Genomic DNA, 21864 nt, shown 5'->3' with positions numbered 1-21864 from the left:
TGTTCAGCCCGCCATCAGCCTGAGGATGGGTCGACGTCCCTGCCGGCCGTTGGCGACGGAGGCACGGCCATGCAATTCTCCATCATCCTGCTGCATCTGGCGGGCGCCGTCATGCTGCTGCTCTGGGCGGTGCGCATGGTGCGCACCGGAGTGGAGCGAGCCTGCGGCCCCGTACTGCGCGATGCGTTGAGACAAACCCGGGGCGCCCGGATCAGGTCGGCGGGTGTCGGCACGCTGCTTGCGGTACTGCTGCAAAGCTCCACCGCCGTCGCCATCTTGACGACCGGCTTTGCCGCCAGCGGCATGGTGTCGGTGTCATCAGGGCTGCCCATCCTGCTTGGCGCCGACCTCGGTTCGGCGCTGGTCGTACAGGTGCTGTCGTTCGACCTTAGCTGGCTGGTGCCGGCGTTGATCCTGGTCGGCGGAGCGATGTTCCTGAAGTTCGAGGCGCGCGGCATCAGGCAAGGCGGGCGCATCCTGATGGGGGTGGCCTTCGTTCTGCTGTCGCTGCATATGATCGGCGAGGCGACCGCGCCAATGCGGCAGAGCACATTGCTGCCGCTGGTGATTTCCTATTTGCGCGCCGACTACTTCACCGCCTTTGCCGCGGCGACCCTGTTCACATGGCTGATCCATTCCAGTGTGGCGGCGGTCCTGCTGTTCGTCACACTCGCCGCGCAAGGCGTTTTGCCCGTCGAGGTCGGTCTGTTCTTCATCCTCGGCGCCAATTGCGGCGGTGCGCTCATCGCGGTGTGGCTGACGCGCGGCGAGGCCGTCGCGGCGCGTCGTGTCCCGCTCGGCAATCTGATCTTTCGTGGCACGGCGGCGCTCGCCGCCTTGTTTGCGCTTCAGGCCGTAGCGTTTCCGACGGATATGTTCGGCGCAACCGAAGGCCGGCAACTGGTCAATCTGCATCTCGCCTTCAATCTGGCACTGGTCGTCTGCTGCCTGCCCTTCACCGGCATGATGGAGCGGCTGGTGACCTTGCTGATCGCCGACAAGCCGCCGGCAAAGGCAGGCGAGGACACGGACCTCATGTCGCGTCGTGCCAGCGCGCTCGACCGCAGCGTCATGCGCACACCGGGCCTTGCTTTGGCCAGTGCGACGCGCGAGTTGCTGCGCATGGGCGAGGTCGTGGAGGTGATGCTGCGTCCGGTGATGGATTTCTTCGATGCCGGCGCTGCCGAGCAGATCCGACAGGTGCAGAAGCTCGATGACGAGGTCAACCGCGCCCACACCGAGATCAAGCTCTACATTGCCGAGGTCAATCGCGGCAGCATGACCGCGGCCGAGGCCCAGCGCGGCATCGAACTCACCGACTTCGCCATCAATCTCGAACGCGCCGGCGACATCGTCGCCAAGAACCTGCTCGTGCTCACCCAGGAATTGCGTGACAAGAACCTGCGCTTTTCGCGCGATGGCTGGAGCGAACTGGCCGGGCTTCATAACCGTGTCATGGCCAACATGCAGCTTGCGCTCAACGTGCTGGTATCGAGCGATCTCGATTCGGCGCGGCAACTCGTCGTCGAGAAGGAGAGGATGCGCAAGCTGGAACGCATGAGCCATGACCGTCATCTCAAGCGCCTGCAGTCGGGAATGCCGCAAAGCATCGACACCAGCGACATCCATCTGGAGGCGGTCAGGGCACTGAAGGAAATCAACTCGCTGATGGCTTCGGTCGCCTACCCCCTGTTGACGCAGAGCGGCGATCTGCTCGAGAGCCGGCTGGCAAGGGGCAGTGAGGCGACAGGCGAGATGGCGTCCGCCGTGGCGTGGCAAGGCTGAATTGCTCCATGAAACCGGCAAAGAAGCTCATCGCCTAAATCGATACTTCGATACAAAATAACGATTTTACAAATATGTCGTTCGGGCCAAGAATGAGGCCACATCAAAAAGCAGCGATCTGTCGGAGGACACCATGCTCGCCGAGACGAAATTTGCCGCGGAGCCGCTGGCCAGGCCGGCGCTGGGCGAGCCGTATCTGTTGACCCCGGGGCCGCTCACCACGGCCTATTCGGTCAAGCAGGCCATGCTGCGCGACTGGGGATCCTGGGACGGCGACTTCCGTGCCATGACATCAGACTTGCGCCGCCGCCTGCTGGCACTGACCGGTGACGCGAACGACGAGTTCGATTGCGTGCCGATGCAGGGCAGCGGCTCCTTCTGCGTGGAGGCGATGCTCGGCTCGTTCGTGCCCAGGGACGGCAAGGTTCTGGTCCTGGCCAATGGTGCCTACGGCCTACGCGCCGCGCAGACCATGCAATATCTCGGCCGCGCCTATACGCTGATCGACAAGGGCGACTACCTGCCGCCACGCGGCGACGAGGTGGCGGCCGCTCTCGATGCGGACCCCGCCATCACCCATGTCATTGCCATCCATTGCGAGACCAGCTCGGGCATCCTCAACCCGGTCGCCGAGATTGCCGAAGCGGTCCATGCAAAGGGCCGCAAGCTGCTGGTCGATTCCATGAGCGCCTTCGGCGCCGTTGCGCTCGACGTCAACGAGATCCGCTACGAGGCGATGGTTTCCTCCGCCAATAAATGCATCGAAGGTGTGCCAGGCTTCGGCTTCATCATCGCCCGCAAGAGCGAACTTGAAGCAGCCAAGGGCCGCAGCCATTCGCTGTCGCTCGATGTCCATGCGCAGTGGGCGCACATGAACAAGACAGGCCAATGGCGCTACACCCCGCCGACCCATGTCGTGGCCGCTTTTCTCGAAGCGCTGCGCCAGCACGAGGCCGAAGGCGGCGTCGCCGGCCGTGGCGCCCGCTACACCAGGAACCGTGATGTCATGGTCGCCGGCATGCGCGAACTTGGCTTCGAGACTCTGCTGAAAGACCGTTGGCTGTCGCCGATCATCGTCACCTTCTTCAATCCGGCCCACGCCAACTTCGCCTTCGATCGTTTCTACGAACTGATGAAGGACAAGGGCTTCATCATCTATCCGGGCAAGCTGACGGTCGTGGATTCCTTCCGCGTCGGCTGCATCGGCCAGATGGACGAACATGTGATGCGCCGCGTCGTCGAGGCGGCGGCACAGTCTCTGAAGGAAATGGGCGTCGACACCGCCGCCCCACCCGCCGCGGCAATCGCCGAGCGCGCCAAACTCGCCGCCTGACGCGGCCGATTTCGAGGATTTTCGATGAACCAGATGTCTCCCATCAACGTCGCCGTCAACGGTCGCACCTACGCCTGGCCACGTGTGCCGGCGATCGCCATCTGTCTTGACGGCTGCGAGCCGGCCTATCTCGACGAGGCGATCAAGGCCGGGCTGATGCCGGCTTTGGTCAGGATCAAGCAGAAGGGCACGGTGCGCTTCGCGCACTCGGTCATTCCAAGCTTCACCAACCCCAACAATCTGTCGATCGCCACAGGTCGCCCGCCGTCGGTGCATGGCATTTGCGGCAACTATCTCTACGAGCGCGAGACCGGCAAGGAAGTGATGATGAACGACCCGCGCTTCCTGCGCGCGCCGACCATTTTCCAGGCTTTCTACGATGCCGGGGCCAGGGTTGCCGTGGTCACCGCCAAGGACAAGCTGCGCGCGTTGCTGGGCAAGGGACTGGCTTTCGATGAGGGCCGCGCACTGTGCTTCTCGGCGGAAAAGTCCGACACCACCACCAAGGCCGAGCACGGCATCGACAATGCCTCCAAGCACTTCGGACTGCCGGTGCCTGAAGTCTATTCGGCTGAGCTGTCGGAATTCGTCTTCGCCGCCGGCGTCCGGCTGCTCAGGGAATTCCGTCCTGATATCATGTACCTGACCACCACCGACTATGTGCAGCACAAATATGCGCCCGGCGTGCCCCAGGCCAATGACTTCTACGAGATGTTCGACAAGTACCTGGCCGAGCTCGATGCGCTGGGCGCGGCGATCGTCGTCACCGCCGACCATGGCATGAAGCCCAAGCATAAGGCGGACGGTTCGCCAGATGTGGTCTATGTCCAGGACCTGCTCGACGAGTGGCTCGGCAAGGACGCTGCCCGTGTCATCCTGCCGATCACTGACCCCTATGTCGTCCACCACGGCGCGCTCGGTTCCTTCGCCACCGCCTATCTGCCCGATGGCGCCGACCAGGCCGGCATCATGACGCGGCTCGCCAAGACAGACGGCATCATGCTGGTCGTTGACAGCCCGACCGCCTGCGAGCGCTTCGAGCTTCCTGCCGACAGGATCGGCGACATCGTGCTGATCTCGACCGAGAACAAGACGATTGGCACGTCGGAGCATCGCCACGATCTGGCGGCCCTCAACGAGCCGCTTCGCTCGCATGGCGGGCTGACCGAGCAGGAGGTGCCGTTCATCGTCAACCGCTTACTGCCCGACCTGCCGAACGAGCCGACGCTGCGCAATTTCGACGCTTTCTACTACGCGACGATGGCGGCGGCGCTGGCGTGAGGGTTGAGTTGGGTGGCCAGTAGGTGATTACGCTAGTCGACCCCCACTCCGACCCTTCGGGCCACCTCTCCCCCGATCGACGGGGAGAGGAAAGGCGCTGAGCTTGCCAGCCTTGGCTCCCTTCCTCTCCCTCCGGAGGGTGGTGGCGCCGCGAAGCGGCGACGGAGTGGGGGAAGCTATTGATGAGACGCGATGGCCTAGCCGACAAAAATCAATGTTGCTCACTGAGCACCGGGAAGACTCACATGACCAAGCTTGACCCTGCCATCAAAGTTCGCCACGAGCCGATGCGTATCGCCGGCAAGAAGGTCGATGCCGATGATATCGTCAAAGTGCGTTACCCCTGGAATGACACCGTCATTGGCACCGTGCCGGCCGGCCGCGCCGAGCATGCGCGACGGGCATTCGAAATCGCCGCCGGCTACAAGTCGAAACTGACACGCTACGAGCGCCAGCAGATCCTGTTTCGCACCGCTGAAGCGCTGGCGTCGCGCCGCGAAGAGATCTCCGATCTCATCACGCTCGAACTCGGCATCTCCAAGACCGACTCGCTCTATGAGGTTGGCCGCGCCTATGACGTGTTCACGCTGTCGGCGCAGATGTGCATCCAGGATGACGGCCAGATCTTTTCCTGCGATCTCACCCCGCATGGCAAGGCGCGCAAGATCTTCACCACCCGCGAGCCGCTGAAGGCGATCTCGGCGATTACGCCGTTCAACCATCCGCTCAACATGGTCTCGCACAAGGTGGCGCCGGCGATCGCCACCAACAATTGCGTGGTGGTGAAGCCGACCGAACTGACGCCGATGACGGCGCTGCTTCTGGCCGACATTCTCTATGAGGCCGGCTTGCCGCCGGAAATGCTGTCGGTGGTGACCGGCTGGCCGGCCGATATCGGCAGCGAGATGATCACCAACGAGAACATCGACCTGATCACCTTCACCGGCGGCGTGCCGGTCGGCAAGATGATCGCCCGCACCGCCGGCTACAAGCGCCAGGTGCTGGAACTCGGCGGCAACGATCCGCTGATCATCCTCAACGATTTGTCGGACGATGATCTGGCGAAGGCGGCGGACCTGGCGGTGGCCGGAGCGACGAAAAACTCCGGCCAGCGCTGCACTGCGGTCAAGCGCATCCTTGTCCAGGAAAGCGTCGCCGACCGTTTCGTCCCGCTGGTGCTGGAGCGGGCGAAAAAAATCCGCTTCGGCGACCCGATGGATCGCTCGACCGATCTCGGCACCGTCGTGCACGAGAAGGCCGCGACACTGTTCGAAACCCGCGTCCACATGGCCGCGGAGCAAGGCGCCGAAATACTCTACAATCCCGGCCGGCAGGGTGCGCTGCTGCCGCCGATCGTCGTCGATCGCGTGCCGCACACATCAGAACTGGTGATGGAAGAGACATTCGGGCCGATCATCCCGATCGTGCGCGCGCCGGACGATGACGAGGCGCTGATCGCACTCTCCAATTCGACCGCCTTCGGCCTGTCGTCGGGTGTCTGCACCAACTCCTTTCCGCGCATGCAGAAATACATTGCGGGCCTGCAGGTCGGCACGGTCAACATCTGGGAAGTGCCAGGCTATCGCATCGAGATGTCGCCCTTCGGCGGCATCAAGGATTCGGGCAATGGCTATAAGGAAGGCGTCATCGAAGCGATGAAGAGCTACACCAATGTGAAGACATTCTCGCTGCCTTGGTCGTGACCGGACAGCGTCGACTGGCAGATTAGTCGAGGGGGCGTTCCACGCTCCCTCATTCGCGTTTCGGAGACGATGATGGCCGCAATATCAGAGCTTGTGCATACCGAGGGCGATTCCAACACGACGGCGGCACGCGGCCGCTGGGACGCCGGCCAGGATGATCCCCGCATCCGCGGTCTGCTCGATCGCGACGCGGCCGCCTTCATGCATCAGAGCCTCTCCAGCCCCTGTCTGTCGACGATCGCCAAGGCGGAAGGCATCTGGATCGAGGACACCGCCGGCCGTCGTTTCATGGATTTCCACGGCAACAGCGTGCATCACCTCGGCTACGCCCATCCCAGGCTGGTGGCAGCGATCAAGAAGCAGCTCGATGAACTTTGTTTCGCGCCGCGCCGCTTCACCTGCGAGCCCGCTGTCGAACTGGCGGAGAAACTGGCGGCGCTGGCGCCCGGCGATCTCGGCAAGGTGCTGTTCACGACAGGCGGCTCGGATGCCATCGAAGTGGCGATGAAGATCGCACGCGCCGCGACCGGCCGCTTCAAGACAGTGTCGTTCTGGGATGCCTTTCACGGCGCCGGCTTCGGCGCGGCAAGCGTTGGCGGCGAGGCGACCTTCCGCTCCCACATATCAGGCCCGATGATGACCGGTACCGAGCATGTCGCGCCCTGGGACGGCTATCGCTGCCCCTATGGCCACGATTCCCTTGAAGCGTCCGGGCTCGCCTGCGCCAACATGATCGCCTATGTGCTTGACCGCGAGCAGGATGTGGCCGCGGTCGTCGCCGAACCGATGCGCGCGACACCCAACCCGCCGCCGCCGGGCTTCTGGAAGCGCGTGCGCGAGGCCTGCGACCGGCACGGAACGCTGCTGATCTTCGACGAGATCCCGACTGGTCTCGGCAAGACAGGTAGGTTTTTCGCCCACGAGCATGACGGCGTGACACCCGACGTCGTCGTTCTCGGCAAGTCGCTGGGCGGCGGTATCCTGCCGATTGCCGCCGTCATCACGCGCCGCGACCTCGACGTCACCGGCGGCTTCGCCATCGGTCACTACACCCACGAAAAGAACCCGGTGACGGCGCGCGCCGCGCTGACCACCATCGACATCATCCTCGAAGAGGGGCTGGTCGAACGCGCGGCCGAGCTCGGCCGGCATATGCTTGGACGCATGCAGGACTTGATGGCGCGTTCGCCTGAAGTCGGCGACGTCAGGGGCAGGGGGTTGATGGTCGGCGTTGAACTGGTCGAGGATCGCGCCACGCGCCAGCCGGCGCGTGATCTCGCCGAACGCGTCTTCTACGCCTGCCTCGAGCAGGGCCTGAGCTTCAAGATCAGCCATGGCAATGTGCTGACGCTGTCGCCGCCGCTGGTCATCTCGAAAGCCGATCTCGACCGCGCGCTCGACATCGTCGAGCGCGCCGTGCTCGCGGCCTGATCATGAAGGCCGTGCGCACCGACCGGGAACTCGAATGCCCAGGCATCGATGCCGGCTTGCGGGCAAGCGGCGTCGACCTGGTGACGCTGCCGGACGGCATTGCCGAGGCGGACTTGATGCACGCCGTTGCCGACGCCGATCTCCTTCTCATGTGCTACACGCCCATCACCGCGCCGGTGATCGACGCAGCGCCGAAGTTGAAGGGCATCGTCAAATACGGCGTCGGCATCGATGCGATCGACATCCCTGCCGCGATGCGGCGCGGCATTCCCGTCGTCAACGTGCCGGAGTATGCCGAGGAGACCGTCGCCGAGGGTGCGTTCGCCCTGATGATCGCGCTGGCCAAGCGATTGCCGGCGATCACAGCGGCGGTATCGCGTGACGGCTGGATCTGGCCCGAGCAGCGCTGGCTCGGCCGAGACATGTCCGGCGCCACGCTGGGGCTCGTCGGCTGCGGCAAGATCGGCCGCAGCATGGCGCGCATGGCAGGCCAAGGGTTTCGTGCTCGCGTGCTTGGCTTCGATCCTGGTGTCGATGCCGCAACCCTGCAGGCCGCCGGCATCGAAAAGGTCGATGATCTCCATGCCATGCTGCGCGCCTGCGACTTCGTTTCCCTTCATTGCGTGCTCAACGACAAGACGCGCGGCCTGATCGGCAAGGCGGAACTCGCTTGCCTAAAGGCCTCCGCAATCATCATCAACGTCTCGCGCGGCGCACTGATCGACGAGGCGGCGCTTGTCGATGCGATCGTTGCCGGCAGTATCGGTGGCTCCGCGCTTGACGTCTATTCGGTCGAGCCATTGGCGAGGTCTGGCCATCCGATGAGCGCCCTGTTCGATCGCGACAATGTGATCCTGTTTCCGCATCTTACCTTCTTCACGCATGAGGCGATGCGGCGGCTTGAAGACGACACGCTCGCGCGCTGCTTCGAGATCCTCGAAGGTCGACCGGTGACCATCCGCTCGCATGATCCGCGTTTGCGGGTGCAGGTCTCGGGCGTCTCGTTCGCCTGATAGACTATATTTTTCAAATAGATAGAAACTTCCCGCGCAGCCAGGATCGTGCCTGAGACAGGGATGCGACAGTTCCATGACAAATATCAGTAGAAGCTTGCCTGTCATAAAATAAATAGATTTTACTTATCGATCCCCAATCCTCAAAGTTGTCACAACGACGACATCCAGCCGGCTCAACGTCCGCCAGAGATCCGAAGCCGATTGGTCCTAGTGCATCGAAGAATGTGCCAACAATCACAGGGGAACTGATCCATGAAATCGCGCAATGCAACCATAGCCATGGCTTTCGCCGCGTCGCTCCTGGCGTCGTCGGCTCTCGTCGGACCAGCATTCGCCGACGGCGTCGTCACCATCTATTCCGCCGACGGCCTGCATGACGGCAATGGCAGCTGGTACGAGACCGAATTCGCTGCCTTCACCAAGGCGACCGGCATCACCGTGCAGTATATCGAGGCCGGCTCCGGCGGTGTCGTCGAGCGCGTCGCCAAGGAAAAGTCGAATCCGCAGGCCGACGTGCTGGTGACCTTGCCGCCCTTCGTCCAGCGCGCCGCCGCCGACGGTCTGCTGCAGGATTACAAGCCGGCAGGCGCCGACCAGATCGACGGCGGCGCCGACAAGTACCGGCCGCTGGTCAACAACTACATGAACTTCATCTACAACAGCGCCGTGCTGTCGGAAGCGCCCAAGAGCTACAACGATCTGCTCGACCCTAAATTCAAGGGCAAGATCCAGTATTCGACCCCCGGCCAGGCCGGTGACGGCACAGCCGTCATGCTGCAGATCATCCACGCCTTCGGCGGCGAGGACGCCGGCTTCGAGTTCATGAAGAAGCTGCAGGACAACAATGTCGGTCCGTCCGCCTCCACCGGCAAGCTGACCGCACTGGTCAACAAGGGCGAACTGCATGTCGCCAATGGCGATCTGCAGATGAACATGTCGCAGATGGCCGACAATCCCAACATCAGGGTTTTCTGGCCCGCCGGGCCGGATGGCACCCGCTCCACCTTTGCGCTGCCCTATGAAATCGGTCTGGTCACCGGCGCACCCAATGCCGACAACGGCAAGAAGCTGATCGACTTCCTGCTTTCCAAGGAGGCCCAGTCGACGGTGAGCTCGGTTGCGCTCGGCCTGCCGGCCCGCAAGGACGTGAAGCCTGATGACGCCAACTTCGCAAAGGCGCAGGAGGCGATGAAGGGCGTCACCATCTGGTCGCCGAATTGGGACGAGGCACTGAGCAAGCTTCCAGACTACGTCAAGAAGTGGAACGAGGCGACCGGAAGCTGACACCCGAGGGCAAAGATCCGGAGGACCAAGCCATGTCGGCCGCCGCCTTTACTGGTACCAATGTCATGGACATCGACGCCGCGAAAATTCGCGGCGCCGGCTCCAATGTCCACTTCGACAAGGTCAGCGTCGCCTATGGCGCGCATGTCGTCCTGCATCCGCTGACCCTGGACATCGCGCCGGGTGAAATCCTGGCGATGATCGGCCCGTCCGGTTCTGGCAAGACCACCGCCTTGCGGGCCGTCGCTGGTTTCGTGCGGCCGGCAAGTGGCCGCATCCGCATCGGCGCCACCGATGTGACAGACCTGCCGCCCTACGAGCGAGGGCTCGGCATGGTGGTGCAGAACTATGCGCTGTTTCCGCATATGCGGGTGGAAGACAACGTTGCTTTTGGCCTGCGGGCGCAAGGCGCCGACAAGGCGCTGATCGCCGAGCGGGTCAGGGATGCGCTCGGCACCGTCGGCATGGCGACCTTTGCCCGGCGTTATCCGCGCGAGCTTTCGGGCGGTCAACAGCAGCGCGTCGCGATTGCCCGCGCTTTGGCTGTTCGGCCGCGTGTGCTGCTCCTCGACGAGCCTCTGTCGGCGCTCGACGCGCAGATCCGCCGCAACATGGTCGAGGAGATTGCTCGCCTGCACCGTAGCCTGCCGGGCCTGACCATCCTCTACGTCACTCACGACCAGACCGAGGCGCTGACGCTCGCCGACAAGATCGCCATCATGCGTGACGGCAGGGTCTGTTCGCACGGACCGACAACCGAACTCTACCGCCGCCCGCCGAACCGGTTCACCGCCGAGTTCCTCGGCCGCGCCAACCTGCTGCCGGTGACGGTCGCCGAGGGCGTCGGGTCGAAGGGCTTTGCCACGGCAAGGCATGGCGATGCGGTGCTCGTTGGTGCCGGTCGTGACGAGAAGGCCGGCGACAAGAGCTTGCTCTGCATCAGACCGCAGCATCTCAGCCTGACGGCCGACAGCGAGCACACCAACCGCATCGTCGGCACGTTGAGGGAGGTGCACTGGCAGGGCGAACTCACCCATCTCGTGCTCGATGTCGAGGGCACGCCGGTTCGCGTCTCGGCGACGAAGCTGCCGATCGCCTTGCCCGAACTCGGCGCCCGGGTGCCGCTGTTCTTCGCCCCTGCCGACACTTCGCTGCTGCCGGAAGACGCCGGTGTCTGAGGCGGTCGCCCTTGACGTGCCGGCGATCAGGCGGGAACCCGGCAAATTCTGGATCGTGCCACCGGCTGCTCTGCTGGCGCTGCTGTTCTTTTATCCGCTGGCGCTCATTGCCCGGCAGGCTTTCCTTGACGACAGCGGCGTCGCCAATGCCGCCGAGATTTTTCGCGTCCTGCATTCGCGCTTCTTTCTCAACGCGCTGATCAACACAGTGACGATCTCGGTCACGGCGACGGCCGGATGCTTGATCGTCGGCCTCGTCCTGGCGCTGATCCTGGCCTTCGTGCCGTTCCCTGGCAGTGGTTTCATCGCCCGGCTGATCGACACCTTCATCGCGCTGCCGACCTTCCTGGTGACACTTGCCTTCACCTTCCTCTACGGCTCTGCCGGCATGCTCAACACCGGGCTGATGGAGGCCTTCTCACTGCCGCTGCCACCCGTCGATTTCCTCTATTCGACATGGGGCGTGGTGCTGGCCGAAGTCACGGTCTACACGCCCTTTATCCTGCGGCCGCTGCTCGCTGCATTTTCGCTCGTCGACCGGGGCCAGATCGAAGCGGCAAGCGTGCTCGGCGCCAGGCCGTTCCGCATCGTGCGCCAGGTGATCCTGCCGGCGGCGGTGCCCGCGCTCATAGCCGGTGGGAGTCTCTGCCTGCTGTTGACCGTCAACGAGTTCGGCATCGTGCTGTTCATCGGCGCCAAGGGCGTCATCACGCTGCCGCTGCTGATTTACGGCAAGGCAATCCAGGAATCGGCCTATCAGGTGGCCTGCATCATCGCAGTGGTCAACATCGCGTTGTCGCTCGGCCTGTTCGGCCTCTACCGTTTCGCCGCCGGCCGGTTGGGGGTCTAGCCATGCTGGTCTGGTCACGCCCTGGTCGCATCGTGCTGTGGTTGCTTTTCGCGCTGATCTTCGGTGTGCTGTTCCTGGCGCCGCTGGCTGTCATCCTTCTGTCCAGCCTTGCCGACCAGTGGAACGGCGTGCTGCCCAATGGCCTGACGACGGAACATTACACCGATGTGGTCAGGGGGTCGGCCTGGAACTCGGTCAAGGCCAGCCTGATTACCGGCTTCCTGGCCAGTGCGCTTGCATTGGTCAGCGGCACCTGGGCGGCCCTTTCGCTTCGCCTTCAAGGGCACGCCTTGAAGCGCCTGCTGGGCCTGCTGTTCTTCATCCCCAGTGCGGTGCCTTCTGTGTCGGTCGGCCTTGGCCTGCTGGTCGCCTTCAGCCATCCGCCGCTGCTGCTCAACGGCACGGTGGCGATCGTCATGATCGCGCATTTCGTGCTGATCTCGGCCTTCACCTTCGGCAATGTCTCGGCCGGCCTGGCACGGCTTTCGCCCGACTTCGAACAGGTGGCATCAAGCCTCGGCGCGCGGCCGGCCTACCGGCTCTGGCACGTCACGCTGCCACTGCTGGCACCCTATCTCGTCGCCGCCTTCGGCTTGAGCTTCGCGCTGTCGATGGGCGAACTCGGCGCCACCGTCATGGTCTATCCTCCAGGCTGGGTGACGCTGCCGGTATCGATCTTCAGCCTTACCGATCGCGGCGACATCTTTGCAGGCGCGGCCCTGACGATGATCCTGGTGGCGGCCACGCTGGTCCTGCTGCTTGGGCTCGAGCGTATCACCGCACGCGCCACCGGTTCTTGAGATTGAGTGAGCTTCAGCCCTGCGCCGGCTTGCGTTCGACGATGTAGATGTGGTCGGCCGCCAGCACCACTTCGCCACGCTGGTTGACCACCTCGCAGCGTTCGATCACGCGTCCGGAACCCGGTCGCTTGGGATCGTCTTCCCTGGACGTGATGGTGGTGCGCGTGCGGATCGTGTCGCCGATGAACACCGGCTTGATGAAGCGCAGCCGGTCATAGCCATAGGAGAAGGCGACCGGGTTGACGATGCTTGCCGTCAAGCCGATGCCGACCGAGAACACCAGCGTGCCATGCGCGATGCGCTGGCCGAACGGCGTCGTCTTCATATATTCGGCGTCCATGTGGTGGGGGAAGAAATCGCCGGTGTGGCCGGCATGGACGATGAAATCCGTTTCGGTGATGGTGCGGCCGCTGGTCAGGCGCGACGAGCCGATCTCGTAATCCTCGAAATACTGGATCTGTTCCATCAAGGTCTTTCCGCGATCGGCGTCGCCGGCGCCGCGCTCGATTTATAGGCGGCTTCCACCAGTGCCATGGTATTCCAGGCGTCCTCGACCGAGCTGACCAGTTCGTGGTCTTCTCCGGCCGCAAAGCGCTGCACATTGGCCATGCGTCCGACGAAGGCGTCGGGGAACCATTCACCGGCAAGCGGCACGGTGACCCAGTCCGTTCCACCCTTTGGATGGATTTCCAGGATATCCGGCTCGCCAGTGGGATAATCGAGATTGAGGCCAAGCTTGAGGTAGGCCGCCCCTTCGGTGCCGCAGATGCGGAATTCGCAGGCCTGGTGACGGCGACCGAACTTATGGTCGTGATTGATCGACAGCGCGCAGCGCACCGTGTCGCCATAGTCGAGAATGGCGCTGGTGCGCGTCTGCGCCACCTTGTGGTTGGGATGGCCGAGTGTCTTGGCGTGCACGCCCTTGGGGTCGCCAAGCAATTGCCTGACGAGATCGAGATAATGGATCGAGTGCATGGCGATCTCGACGCGGGGCGCCTTGAGCAGGAACTCCCACAATTGCCACGGCGTCGCCAGCGCCAGCCATGCGTCGAAATCGACGACCTCGCCGAGCCAGCCCTTGGCGATGGCATCCTTGAGCGCCAGCATCATCGGCGCGAAGCGCAGCTGGAAGTTCACGGCCGCCTTGAGGTTCTTGGCGCGGCAGATTTCGAGGATTTCGGTAGCCTCGCCGAGATAATTGCCCATCGGCTTCTGGATCAACGCGACCGCGCCGTCCGGGAGAGCTTTCAGGATCTCGGCGTGCCGTCCCGGCGGCGTTGCCAGATCGAAGATCGCATCCTTGACGGTGGCCGCTTCTTCCACCGAGCGGAATGCGGTGACCCCCCATTTCTCGGCCAGGGTCCGCGCCTTTGTCTGATCCGGATCATAAAGTCCGGCAACCGGAAAACCTGCTTTTCTGTAGGCCGGGAAATGCGCATCTCCGACGATCGAACCTGCGCCGAAAGTGACGATCGGCCGGGGCTTCGAGGGTTTGGGCCAGGACTGGATGAGCGAGGCAGGGTAGAAACCGCCCTCAGTCATGATGGAAGACCTCGTCCATCGAAGCCCACCATTCGCCCTCCTTGCGGGTCGCCAGCGGTTCCTGGCACGGCATGCAGACCGCCCACCATTCCTGCGTCTTCGGGTCCGCTGCCATCTTGGCCATGTCGGCCGCGTAGTCGGTGCCGTGATATTCGAAATAGGAAAACAGGAGGTTCTCGGGCCGCTTCAGGTAGATCGAGTAATTCTTGATGTTGCAGGCCGAGATCATGGTCAGCACGTCGGGCCAGACGGCGGCGTGGAGGCGGACATACTCCTCCACCTTTTCCGGTTTCAACCCCAGCACCATCCCCATCCGCTGCATATCCGTCTCCTATTTGGTGATCGCCGTGGTGAATTCGGCGATGCTCATGGCCTTGACCGCGTCCCAGTCCCAATCGATGCCGATGCCGGGCTCGTCGGGCGCCAGTGCGTGCCCATCCTCGATGCGCATATGCTTGCCGGTCAACTGGTCGAGCTGCGGAATGTACTCGACATACCGGCCGTTCTGAACAGCGCAGGTCAGGCTGACATGCAATTCCATCAGGAAATGCGGGCAGACCGGAATGTCGAAGGCCTCCGCCGTGTGGGCGATCTTGAGCCAGGGCGTGATGCCGCCGATGCGGCCGACATCGACCTGGACGATCGAGCAGGCGCCTTTCTGCATGTATTCGCGGAAATGGCGCATCGAATAGAGCGACTCGCCGATCGCAATCGGCGTCGGCGTCGAGTTTGACAAACGCAGGTGCCCGTCGATGTCGTCGGCCGGCAGCGGCTCCTCGATCCAGGCAAGGTCGAGTTCGCGCAGCCTCGCCGCACGCCGGATCGCCTCGTCGACGGAAAAACCCTGGTTGGCATCGGTCATGATCTCGTAGCCGTCGCCGACAGCCTTGCGCACGGCCGACAGGCGCGCCAGGTCTTCCGAACCGTGCGGCTTGCCGATCTTCACCTTCGAGCCGCGAAAGCCCTTGGCCTTGGCGGCCAGCGCGTCATCGACAAGGGCGGCCGTCTCGATGTGCAGCCAACCGCCCTCGGTGGTGTAGAGCGGGCAGCGGTCCTTGGCGCCGCCGGCAAGTTTCCACAGCGGCAGGTTCTGTTTCTTCGCCCTGAGATCCCAAAGCGCCGTATCGATCGCCGCGATGGCGATCGCCGTGATCGCGCCGATCGTGGTGGCGTGCGTGGCGAATTCGAGATCGTGCCAGATCGCCTCGATCATGTCGGGATCACGGCCGATCAGGCGCGGCGCCAGATGATCGGACAAGAGCCGCATCACCGACGAACCCCCGGTGCCGATCGTGTAGCTGTAGCCCGTACCGACCGCGCCGTCGCAATCGGTGATCGTGACGATCGGCGTTTCCTGGCTGACGAAGCTCTGGATCGCGTCGGTGCGCTTGACCTTGGGCACAAGGTCCACCATCCGCAGTTCGATTTTCTCGATTCTAGCCATCGATCAGCTCCGCAATGTCTTTCCGGTCTCAATGGCAAACAGATGCGCCTGCGACAGGTCGAGGCTCATCGCCACCCGCTCACCCGACCGGAGCGGCCTCGGGTTCAGCATGCGCGACACCCAGTCCGTGCCGTTGAATTCGACGAACACCAGCGTCTCGTTGCCGAGCGGTTCGGTGACGGTAACCGGCAGCTCGATCTCATGGACGTCAGCCGCTCCGCCGGAACTGATGCCGTGGCCGGTCGGATAGATGTCGTCGGGCCGCAGCCCGAACACTATCTTGTCGCCGGTCGTGACATTGGCCTTGAACTGGCCGGGCAAAGGCAGTCTCTCGCCGCTGGCGAAGATCATCTGGCCGTCATCGATCGTCGCCTCATGCAGGTTCATCGGCGGCGAGCCGATGAAGCCGGCGACGAAGCGTGTCGCCGGTCGCCGGAACACCTCGTCGGGCGTGCCGACCTGCTCGATATGGCCGTCGCGCATGATGACGATGCGGTCGGCCAGCGTCATCGCCTCGACCTGATCGTGGGTGACGTAGATCACCGTCGACTGTACCTTGGCGTGCAGCTTCTTGATCTCGGTGCGCATCTGCGTCCTGAGCTTGGCGTCGAGATTGGACAGCGGCTCATCGAACAGGAAGACGTCGGGGTCGCGCACGATGGCGCGGCCCATGGCGACACGCTGGCGCTGGCCGCCGGACAGTTGCGACGGGCGGCGGTCGAGCAGCGTGTCGAGGCCGAGAATGGCCGAGGCCTCGGCGACGCGGCGGTCCATCTCTTCCTTGGCAGCACCGGCGATCTTCAGGGAGAAGCCGAGATTCTCGCGCACCGTCATGTGCGGATAGAGCGCGTAGGACTGGAATACCATCGAGATGTTACGCGAGCGCGGCGGCAGGTCGTTGACGACGCGCCCGCCGATCTCGATCGAGCCGCCGCTGATCTCCTCCAGCCCGGCGATCATGCGCAGCGTCGTCGACTTGCCGCAGCCGGACGGACCGACCAGCGCGATGAATTCGCGGTCGGTGATATCGAGATCGATGCCGTGCACGATCCCGGTATTGCCGTAACGCTTGGTCAGCTTTTTGAGAGAAACCGTTGCCATGGGATCAGCCTTTCACCGCGCCGGAGGTCAGGCCGCCGACAAGGTGTCTCTGGACGATGTAGGTGAGGGTGAGCGCCGGGATGATCATCACCACCGCGAGCGCGCACATGCCGCGCCAGTCGATGGTGAACTCGGCCGTGTAGTCGAGCAGGCCGACCGGCAGCGTCTTGGCGCTGACCGAGCGGGTCAGCTGCGAAGCCAGCGCGAATTCGTTCCAGCAGGTCAGGAACGCAAAGATGGCGGCCGAGGCGATGCCAGGACCGGCGAGTGGAAACTCGACCTGCCAGAACGCCTGCCAGCGCGTGCAGCCGTCGATCTGGGCGGCCTCTGCCAGGTCTTTCGGCACCTGGCGGAAGAAGCCGTCGATCAGCCAGATCGTGAACGGCACGTTGAGCGCGACATAGGCAAGGATCAGCCCGAAATGCGTGTCGATGATGCCGAGCCGCACATAGAGGAAGAACAGCGGCAGCGACAGCGCGATGCCGGGCACCGTGCGCGTCAGCATCAGGCCGAGGAAGACGCTGGACTTTCCGCGAAAACGATAGCGCGCGAAGGCATAGCCGCCGGCCATGCCGATGGCGACCGCGATCACCGTCGAGGTCACCGAGATGATCAGCGAGTTGCGGAAATATTCGATGACTGGGATGCCGCCCTTGCCGATGCCTGAGAACATCGAGACATAGGCGTCGAACGAGACCTCTTGCGGGATCCACACCGGCGGCTTGGCCATGATCTCTACGGTCGGCCGCAGCGACGAGATGACGATCCACAGGCCCGGCAGGCAGATGATCAGCATCGCCAGGAACAGGCCGATGCGATAGACGATGCCGAGCAGCCGGCGCTTCAGGCGGGCGGAAGAATTCTCGTCCATCACCACTCCGCACCGATCTGCGTGCGCGCCGCGGCGAGCTTGTTGAAGAAATAGACGGTGAAGGCGATCGACAGCAGGATCGAGAAATAGGCCATGGCGTTGGCCATGCCCATGCGTCCATCGCTGTAGGCGGTGCGCGCAACCAGCGTCCACAGCAGCTCGGTGCGGCCCGCCGGTCCGCCATCCGTCATGATCTTGACGATGTCATAGGCGCGCGCAACGTCGAGCGAGCGGATGGTCATGGCGATATAGGCAAAGGGCATGACGAACGGCCAGGTCACATAACGGAATGTCTGCCATGGCGTGCAGCCGTCGACGCGCGCCGCCTCGATCGGCTCCTTGGGCATGGCGAGCAGGCCGGCCAGGATCAGGATTGCGAAGATGGCGGTCGACGACCAGATCTCGGCGATCGAGATGGCGATGAAAGCGAGATGGCCCTCGATCAGCCACGGTATGGCGTCCTGTGTGATGCCAAGCGACTGCAGGGCGTTGTTCACCAGCCCGATATTGTCGTTGAACATGAACTTGAACTGGAAGCCGACGAGGATCGGCGAGAACATCATCGGAAACATCATCAGCGTGCGCAGGATGCGCTGGCCGCGTGTCGCCTTCTCGACCAGCATGGCAAGGCCGAGGCCAAGCAGCATTTCGAGATTGAGCGCGATGGTCAGCAGCAGCACCGTACGGCCGAAGGCCCACCAGAACTCGGTGTTGGCCAGGATCGAGAGATAATTCCGGACGCCGATGAAGACATAGAATGTCTCGGGCTTGGTCAGGCGGAAGGGTGTGAAGCTGGAATAGAGCGACAAGAGCAGCGGCACGACGACGACCGCCGCCAGCACGATGAAGGCCGGGAGCAGCAGCAGGAACGGCGCCGATGGCTTGAAGCCCTTCATCAGAATCCTTTGGGGTTTTGCTTTGCGTGGGTGGGGCGCCGAAAGGCGATTTGCACCGCGGAGCCTCCGACAAGACGCGATCGCCTCCCCCATCACCATGGGGGAGGCAGCCTTGGGAGACGGTTCTAGAGCTTGCCGGCGTCCTGCAGGATCTGGGTCGCCTTGGCGGCCGCTTCGTCCAGCGCCTGCTTGGAGGTCTTGTCGCCAAGGATCGCCGCCTGCAACTCGGGATAGACGGCATTCGAGATCTCGATCCATTCAGGTGTCTGCGGCACGGCGAAGGCATGCTTGGCTTCTTCCTGGAAGGCGGAGAGAACCTCCTTCTTGTAGGGATCGTTTTCAGCCTGCTTCAGGTCCCAGTCCCAAACCGCGGTGCGGGTCGGAAGCGGACCCGCGGCGGCCTCGAGCTTCTGGCTGTCCTCATTGGTCAGCCACCAGACCAGGGAAGCCGCGGCTTCCTTGTTCGGGCAGTTTTCGGTCACCGAGAAGCCATGGAAACCCGACCAGCCGGTGCGCTTGCCGGAAGACCCTTTCGGCGCGACCTTCACGCCGACATTGCCGGCGACCTTCGACGACTTCGGATCGTTGAAGAACCCGGCCCAGCCCGGCCAGTCGAGGTTGATGGCGACGGTGCCCGAGGCAAAGCCCTGGCCGAGATCGTCCCAGAGGTAGTTGGTGGTGCCGGCCGGCACGGCCTTGGCCTTGTAGAGGTTGACGAACCAGTCGAGCGCCCGGACACCGGCCTCGGAGTTGAAGACAGGCTTGCCGTCCTTGTCGAGATATTCGCCCCCTTCGGCGACGACCATCTCGTAGAAACGGCCGTTGATCGCCTCTTCCTTGCCGGCGAACTGCGTGCCGTAGAAATTGGGCGGGTTGGCGAAGAACTCAGCCTGGTCGGTGACCTCCTTCCAGGTATCCGGCGGCACCAGGTCGTAGCCGTATTTCGCCTTGAACTTGGTCTTGTTATCGGCGTTTTCGTAGAGGCTCTTCTGGTAGTAGAGCGCCGAGACGTCGAACTGCGCGCGCGGCAGCATTTCCAGCTTGCCGTCGATGGTCGCGGCCTTGATCGTCGACGGCACGAAGGCGTCGATCTCCGCCTTGGGCAGCAATTTGCTGAGGTCGGTGTAGAGGCCGGTGTACTGCGGCGCGAACGACGAGTGGTTCCAGCCGACACACCAGTTGGTGCTGCCCGAGGCGATATCGGACTTGAGCTCCTTGTCGATGTCGAAGCCATTCTTCTTGGTCAGGATGTTGACCTTGGCGCCGGTCGCCTTCTCCCATTCGGGAATGCGCTCATAGAGCTTTTCATATTGCTGGCCGCCGATCAGCTTCACGTCGACGGTCACGCCTTCGAACTTGCCGGGCAGGTCGCCGGCAAGGGCCATGCCTGCACCAAATGCAAGCACCAATGCGCCGGCGGAGACGCCGGAAAGCAGTCTGTTCATTGGTTTCCTCCCTGGGTGCGCCTTGGCGCGACCGCAACTTGTCCGCGTGACAAGAAGTGCTACATTCATATACAAACAAAACATTCATACGCACGTCAAGGCGAAATTTGTTTCCGCCGGTCACGTTCCTGCGTATATGAAGGGAAGAATTCACTGGAGAAGTGCCCATGGATGACAGCGAAGACGAGCGCTATCGCGCGCCGGCGCTCGACAAGGGGCTCGACATCTTGGAACTGTTGGCCGGCGTCGATGGCGGCCTGACGCAGGCGGAAATCGCCAAGAGACTCGACCGCAGTCCCAACGAATTCTACCGCATGCTGGACCGGCTGGTGCGGCGCGGCTACGTCACAAGGCTGGACGGCGACCGCTACTCGCTGACGCTCAAACTGTTCGGCCTGGCGCAATTGCATGCCCCTGTGCGGCGGCTGGTTTCCTACGCCACGCCGCTGATGCGCGAACTGGCCGAGACGTCGCAGCAGGCAAACCAACTCGTTGTTTTTGATCGTGGTTCCGCCGTCGTGATCGCCCAGCAAGAGGCGCCGAACTACTGGGGCATCTCGATCCGGGTCGGCTCCCACATCAGCCTGTTCGATACCGGTTCAGGCCATGTGCTGCTCGCCTTCCGCTCGCAGGAAGAGCGGCAGATGATGATCTCCGAGCACGTCCGCAGCACCGACAAGACGGCGCAATCGGCCGAGTTCTTCACCCGGCTCGACCAGATCCGCGACCGTGGCTACGAAATGATGGCGTCGATGCAGACCGCCGGCGTCTTCAACCTGTCGGCACCGGTGCGCAGTTCCGACGGCAAGGCGATCGCCGCCCTGTCGATCCCCTACATCACCGTCATCAACACGCCTGCCGCGCCTGACATTACACGGACCATCGAACTCCTGCTGGCAACATGCGAGAAGCTGTCGCATCTGGCAGGTTCGACCGTTGGCTCATCGGTATGAATTCTTATTTGAATGAAGAATTCCTCCGTGAGATGATTTGACAACGCTGGGGGAGGAGCCTCGCCATGATCATCGACACTCATCTGCATCTCATCGATCGCTCGGCCTTGCGCTATCCCTGGCTTGCCGGCGTGCCAGCGCTCAACCGCGATTTCTCCTATGAGGACTATGCCACGGAAGCGCGGCGCGTCGGCGTCGAGCGCGTGCTGCATATGGAGGTCGATGTCGATCCGGCCGATATCGAGGCAGAGACCGCCCGCGTCCAGGGCCTGTCGCGGCAGGCGGGCAGCATGCTGGCAGGCGTGATCGCATCGTGCCGGCCGGAAGAGGCTGGCTTTGCCGCCTATCTCGAGCGCCAGCAGGCAAATCCGTTCGTCAAGGGCTTCCGCCGCGTGCTCCACGTTGTGCCCGACGACCTCTCGGAAGGCGACCTGTTCCGTGGCAACATCAAGCGGCTTGGCGGCACCGGCCTGACCTTCGATCTCGTCGTGCTGCCGCACCAGATTCCCAAGGCGGTCGCGCTGGCCGACCTGGCGCCCGATGTCCAGTTCGTCCTCGACCATTGCGGCGTTCCCGACATCAAGGGCAATGGCAAGCACCCATGGCGCGAGCACATGAGCGAGATCGCGCGACGCCCGAATGTCATGGCCAAGATCTCCGGCGTCGTCGCCTATGCCGATCCTGGCAACTGGACGGTCGAGACGCTGCGGCCCTATGTCGAGCACACCATCGCAGCGTTCGGCTGGGACCGTGTCGTCTGGGGCAGCGACTGGCCGGTCTGCACGCTTGGTGGCGGGCTCTCGACCTGGGTTGCTGCTACCCATGCGCTGCTTTCCGGCTGCAGCGTCGCGGAGCGCGAGGGATTGTTGTCTGGTAATGCCCGCAGGCTGTGGCGGCTTGAATAAGCTGGGTCGCCTCGGCTTCTCGCTGGGTCGTGGCCTGCAAACATCG

General features: G+C 63.3%; 20 protein-coding genes. 12 read left to right on the top strand and 8 right to left on the bottom strand.

Features of this window, described 5'->3' with window-relative positions:
* Nucleotides 1-69 precede the first annotated feature (69 nt).
* From EB815_RS29525 to EB815_RS29480, 10 genes are all read left to right on the top strand, one after another.
* On the top strand, nt 70-1785 hold the full coding sequence (locus tag EB815_RS29525; RefSeq protein WP_056564770.1) for a Na/Pi cotransporter family protein: 1716 nt from the start codon (nt 70-72) through the stop codon (nt 1783-1785).
* A 133-nt stretch (nt 1786-1918) separates the two neighbouring features.
* A complete protein-coding gene (locus tag EB815_RS29520) occupies nt 1919-3118 on the top strand; it encodes a 2-aminoethylphosphonate--pyruvate transaminase (RefSeq protein ID WP_056564766.1) in 1200 nt (399 codons plus the stop codon).
* A 24-nt stretch (nt 3119-3142) separates the two neighbouring features.
* Nucleotides 3143-4399 carry a phosphonoacetate hydrolase gene (phnA, locus tag EB815_RS29515; protein ID WP_056564762.1) on the top strand — a complete coding sequence of 419 codons (1257 nt, stop codon included), beginning with the start codon at nt 3143-3145 and terminating at the stop codon, nt 4397-4399.
* Between the two features lie 245 nt (nt 4400-4644).
* Nucleotides 4645-6102 (top strand): phosphonoacetaldehyde dehydrogenase, encoded by a 1458-nt coding sequence (phnY, locus tag EB815_RS29510; protein WP_056564760.1) that lies wholly within the window; start codon nt 4645-4647, stop codon nt 6100-6102.
* 72 nt (nt 6103-6174) lie between these two features.
* Nucleotides 6175-7533: a (R)-1-hydroxy-2-aminoethylphosphonate ammonia-lyase gene (gene pbfA, locus EB815_RS29505; protein WP_056565730.1), complete on the top strand. Its 1359-nt coding sequence runs from the start codon at nt 6175-6177 to the stop codon at nt 7531-7533.
* Between the two features lie 2 nt (nt 7534-7535).
* Nucleotides 7536-8546 (top strand): 2-hydroxyacid dehydrogenase, encoded by a 1011-nt coding sequence (locus tag EB815_RS29500; RefSeq protein ID WP_056564755.1) that lies wholly within the window; start codon nt 7536-7538, stop codon nt 8544-8546.
* A 255-nt stretch (nt 8547-8801) separates the two neighbouring features.
* On the top strand, nt 8802-9833 hold the full coding sequence (locus EB815_RS29495; RefSeq protein WP_065004922.1) for a 2-aminoethylphosphonate ABC transporter substrate-binding protein: 1032 nt from the start codon (nt 8802-8804) through the stop codon (nt 9831-9833).
* Between the two features lie 32 nt (nt 9834-9865).
* On the top strand, nt 9866-11011 hold the full coding sequence (locus EB815_RS29490) for an ABC transporter ATP-binding protein (RefSeq protein ID WP_081294758.1): 1146 nt from the start codon (nt 9866-9868) through the stop codon (nt 11009-11011).
* A complete protein-coding gene (locus EB815_RS29485; protein ID WP_056564748.1) occupies nt 11004-11861 on the top strand; it encodes a 2-aminoethylphosphonate ABC transporter permease subunit in 858 nt (285 codons plus the stop codon). The genes EB815_RS29490 and EB815_RS29485 overlap by 8 nt, the downstream gene beginning before the upstream one ends.
* 2 nt (nt 11862-11863) lie before the next feature.
* On the top strand, nt 11864-12661 hold the full coding sequence (locus EB815_RS29480; RefSeq protein ID WP_056564745.1) for an ABC transporter permease subunit: 798 nt from the start codon (nt 11864-11866) through the stop codon (nt 12659-12661).
* A 13-nt stretch (nt 12662-12674) separates the two neighbouring features.
* On the opposite strand, the gene EB815_RS29475 is transcribed toward EB815_RS29480, so the two are convergent.
* The 8 genes from EB815_RS29475 to EB815_RS29440 all read right to left on the bottom strand — a co-directional run bounded on the left by EB815_RS29475 (nt 12675) and on the right by EB815_RS29440 (nt 19960).
* Nucleotides 12675-13130, bottom strand: a complete 456-nt coding sequence (locus tag EB815_RS29475; protein ID WP_056564742.1) for a MaoC/PaaZ C-terminal domain-containing protein — start codon at nt 13128-13130, stop codon at nt 12675-12677.
* Complete coding sequence (locus EB815_RS29470) at nt 13127-14203, bottom strand: Gfo/Idh/MocA family protein (protein ID WP_056564739.1); 1077 nt, start codon at nt 14201-14203, stop codon at nt 13127-13129. The genes EB815_RS29475 and EB815_RS29470 overlap by 4 nt, the downstream gene beginning before the upstream one ends.
* Complete coding sequence (locus tag EB815_RS29465; protein ID WP_056564736.1) at nt 14196-14525, bottom strand: L-rhamnose mutarotase; 330 nt, start codon at nt 14523-14525, stop codon at nt 14196-14198. Before EB815_RS29465 ends, EB815_RS29470 begins: the two co-directional genes overlap by 8 nt.
* A gap of 9 nt (nt 14526-14534) precedes the next feature.
* Nucleotides 14535-15647 (bottom strand): mandelate racemase/muconate lactonizing enzyme family protein, encoded by a 1113-nt coding sequence (locus EB815_RS29460; protein WP_056564733.1) that lies wholly within the window; start codon nt 15645-15647, stop codon nt 14535-14537.
* A 3-nt stretch (nt 15648-15650) separates the two neighbouring features.
* Complete coding sequence (locus EB815_RS29455) at nt 15651-16748, bottom strand: ABC transporter ATP-binding protein (RefSeq protein WP_056564730.1); 1098 nt, start codon at nt 16746-16748, stop codon at nt 15651-15653.
* Between the two features lie 4 nt (nt 16749-16752).
* The gene (locus tag EB815_RS29450; RefSeq protein ID WP_056564727.1) at nt 16753-17619 is read right to left on the bottom strand and encodes a carbohydrate ABC transporter permease; all 867 of its coding nucleotides are present in this window, start codon (nt 17617-17619) and stop codon (nt 16753-16755) included.
* On the bottom strand, nt 17619-18515 hold the full coding sequence (locus tag EB815_RS29445) for a carbohydrate ABC transporter permease (RefSeq protein WP_056564725.1): 897 nt from the start codon (nt 18513-18515) through the stop codon (nt 17619-17621). The genes EB815_RS29450 and EB815_RS29445 overlap by 1 nt, the downstream gene beginning before the upstream one ends.
* Nucleotides 18516-18640: 125 nt before the next feature.
* Complete coding sequence (locus tag EB815_RS29440) at nt 18641-19960, bottom strand: ABC transporter substrate-binding protein (RefSeq protein ID WP_056564722.1); 1320 nt, start codon at nt 19958-19960, stop codon at nt 18641-18643.
* 167 nt (nt 19961-20127) lie between these two features.
* Between EB815_RS29440 and EB815_RS29435 the strand changes: the two genes are divergently transcribed.
* Nucleotides 20128-20913 (top strand): IclR family transcriptional regulator, encoded by a 786-nt coding sequence (locus EB815_RS29435; RefSeq protein ID WP_056564719.1) that lies wholly within the window; start codon nt 20128-20130, stop codon nt 20911-20913.
* A gap of 65 nt (nt 20914-20978) precedes the next feature.
* Nucleotides 20979-21818, top strand: a complete 840-nt coding sequence (locus tag EB815_RS29430) for an amidohydrolase family protein (RefSeq protein ID WP_056564716.1) — start codon at nt 20979-20981, stop codon at nt 21816-21818.
* The last annotated feature ends 46 nt before the right edge of the window (nt 21819-21864 follow it).

This window comes from Mesorhizobium loti (assembly GCF_013170705.1).
In the GTDB taxonomy this organism is placed as follows: Bacteria; Pseudomonadota; Alphaproteobacteria; order Rhizobiales; family Rhizobiaceae; genus Mesorhizobium; species Mesorhizobium loti_D.
The sequence above is the reverse complement of the archived record's forward strand: the minus strand, read 5'-3'. Positions and strand labels throughout refer to the sequence as shown.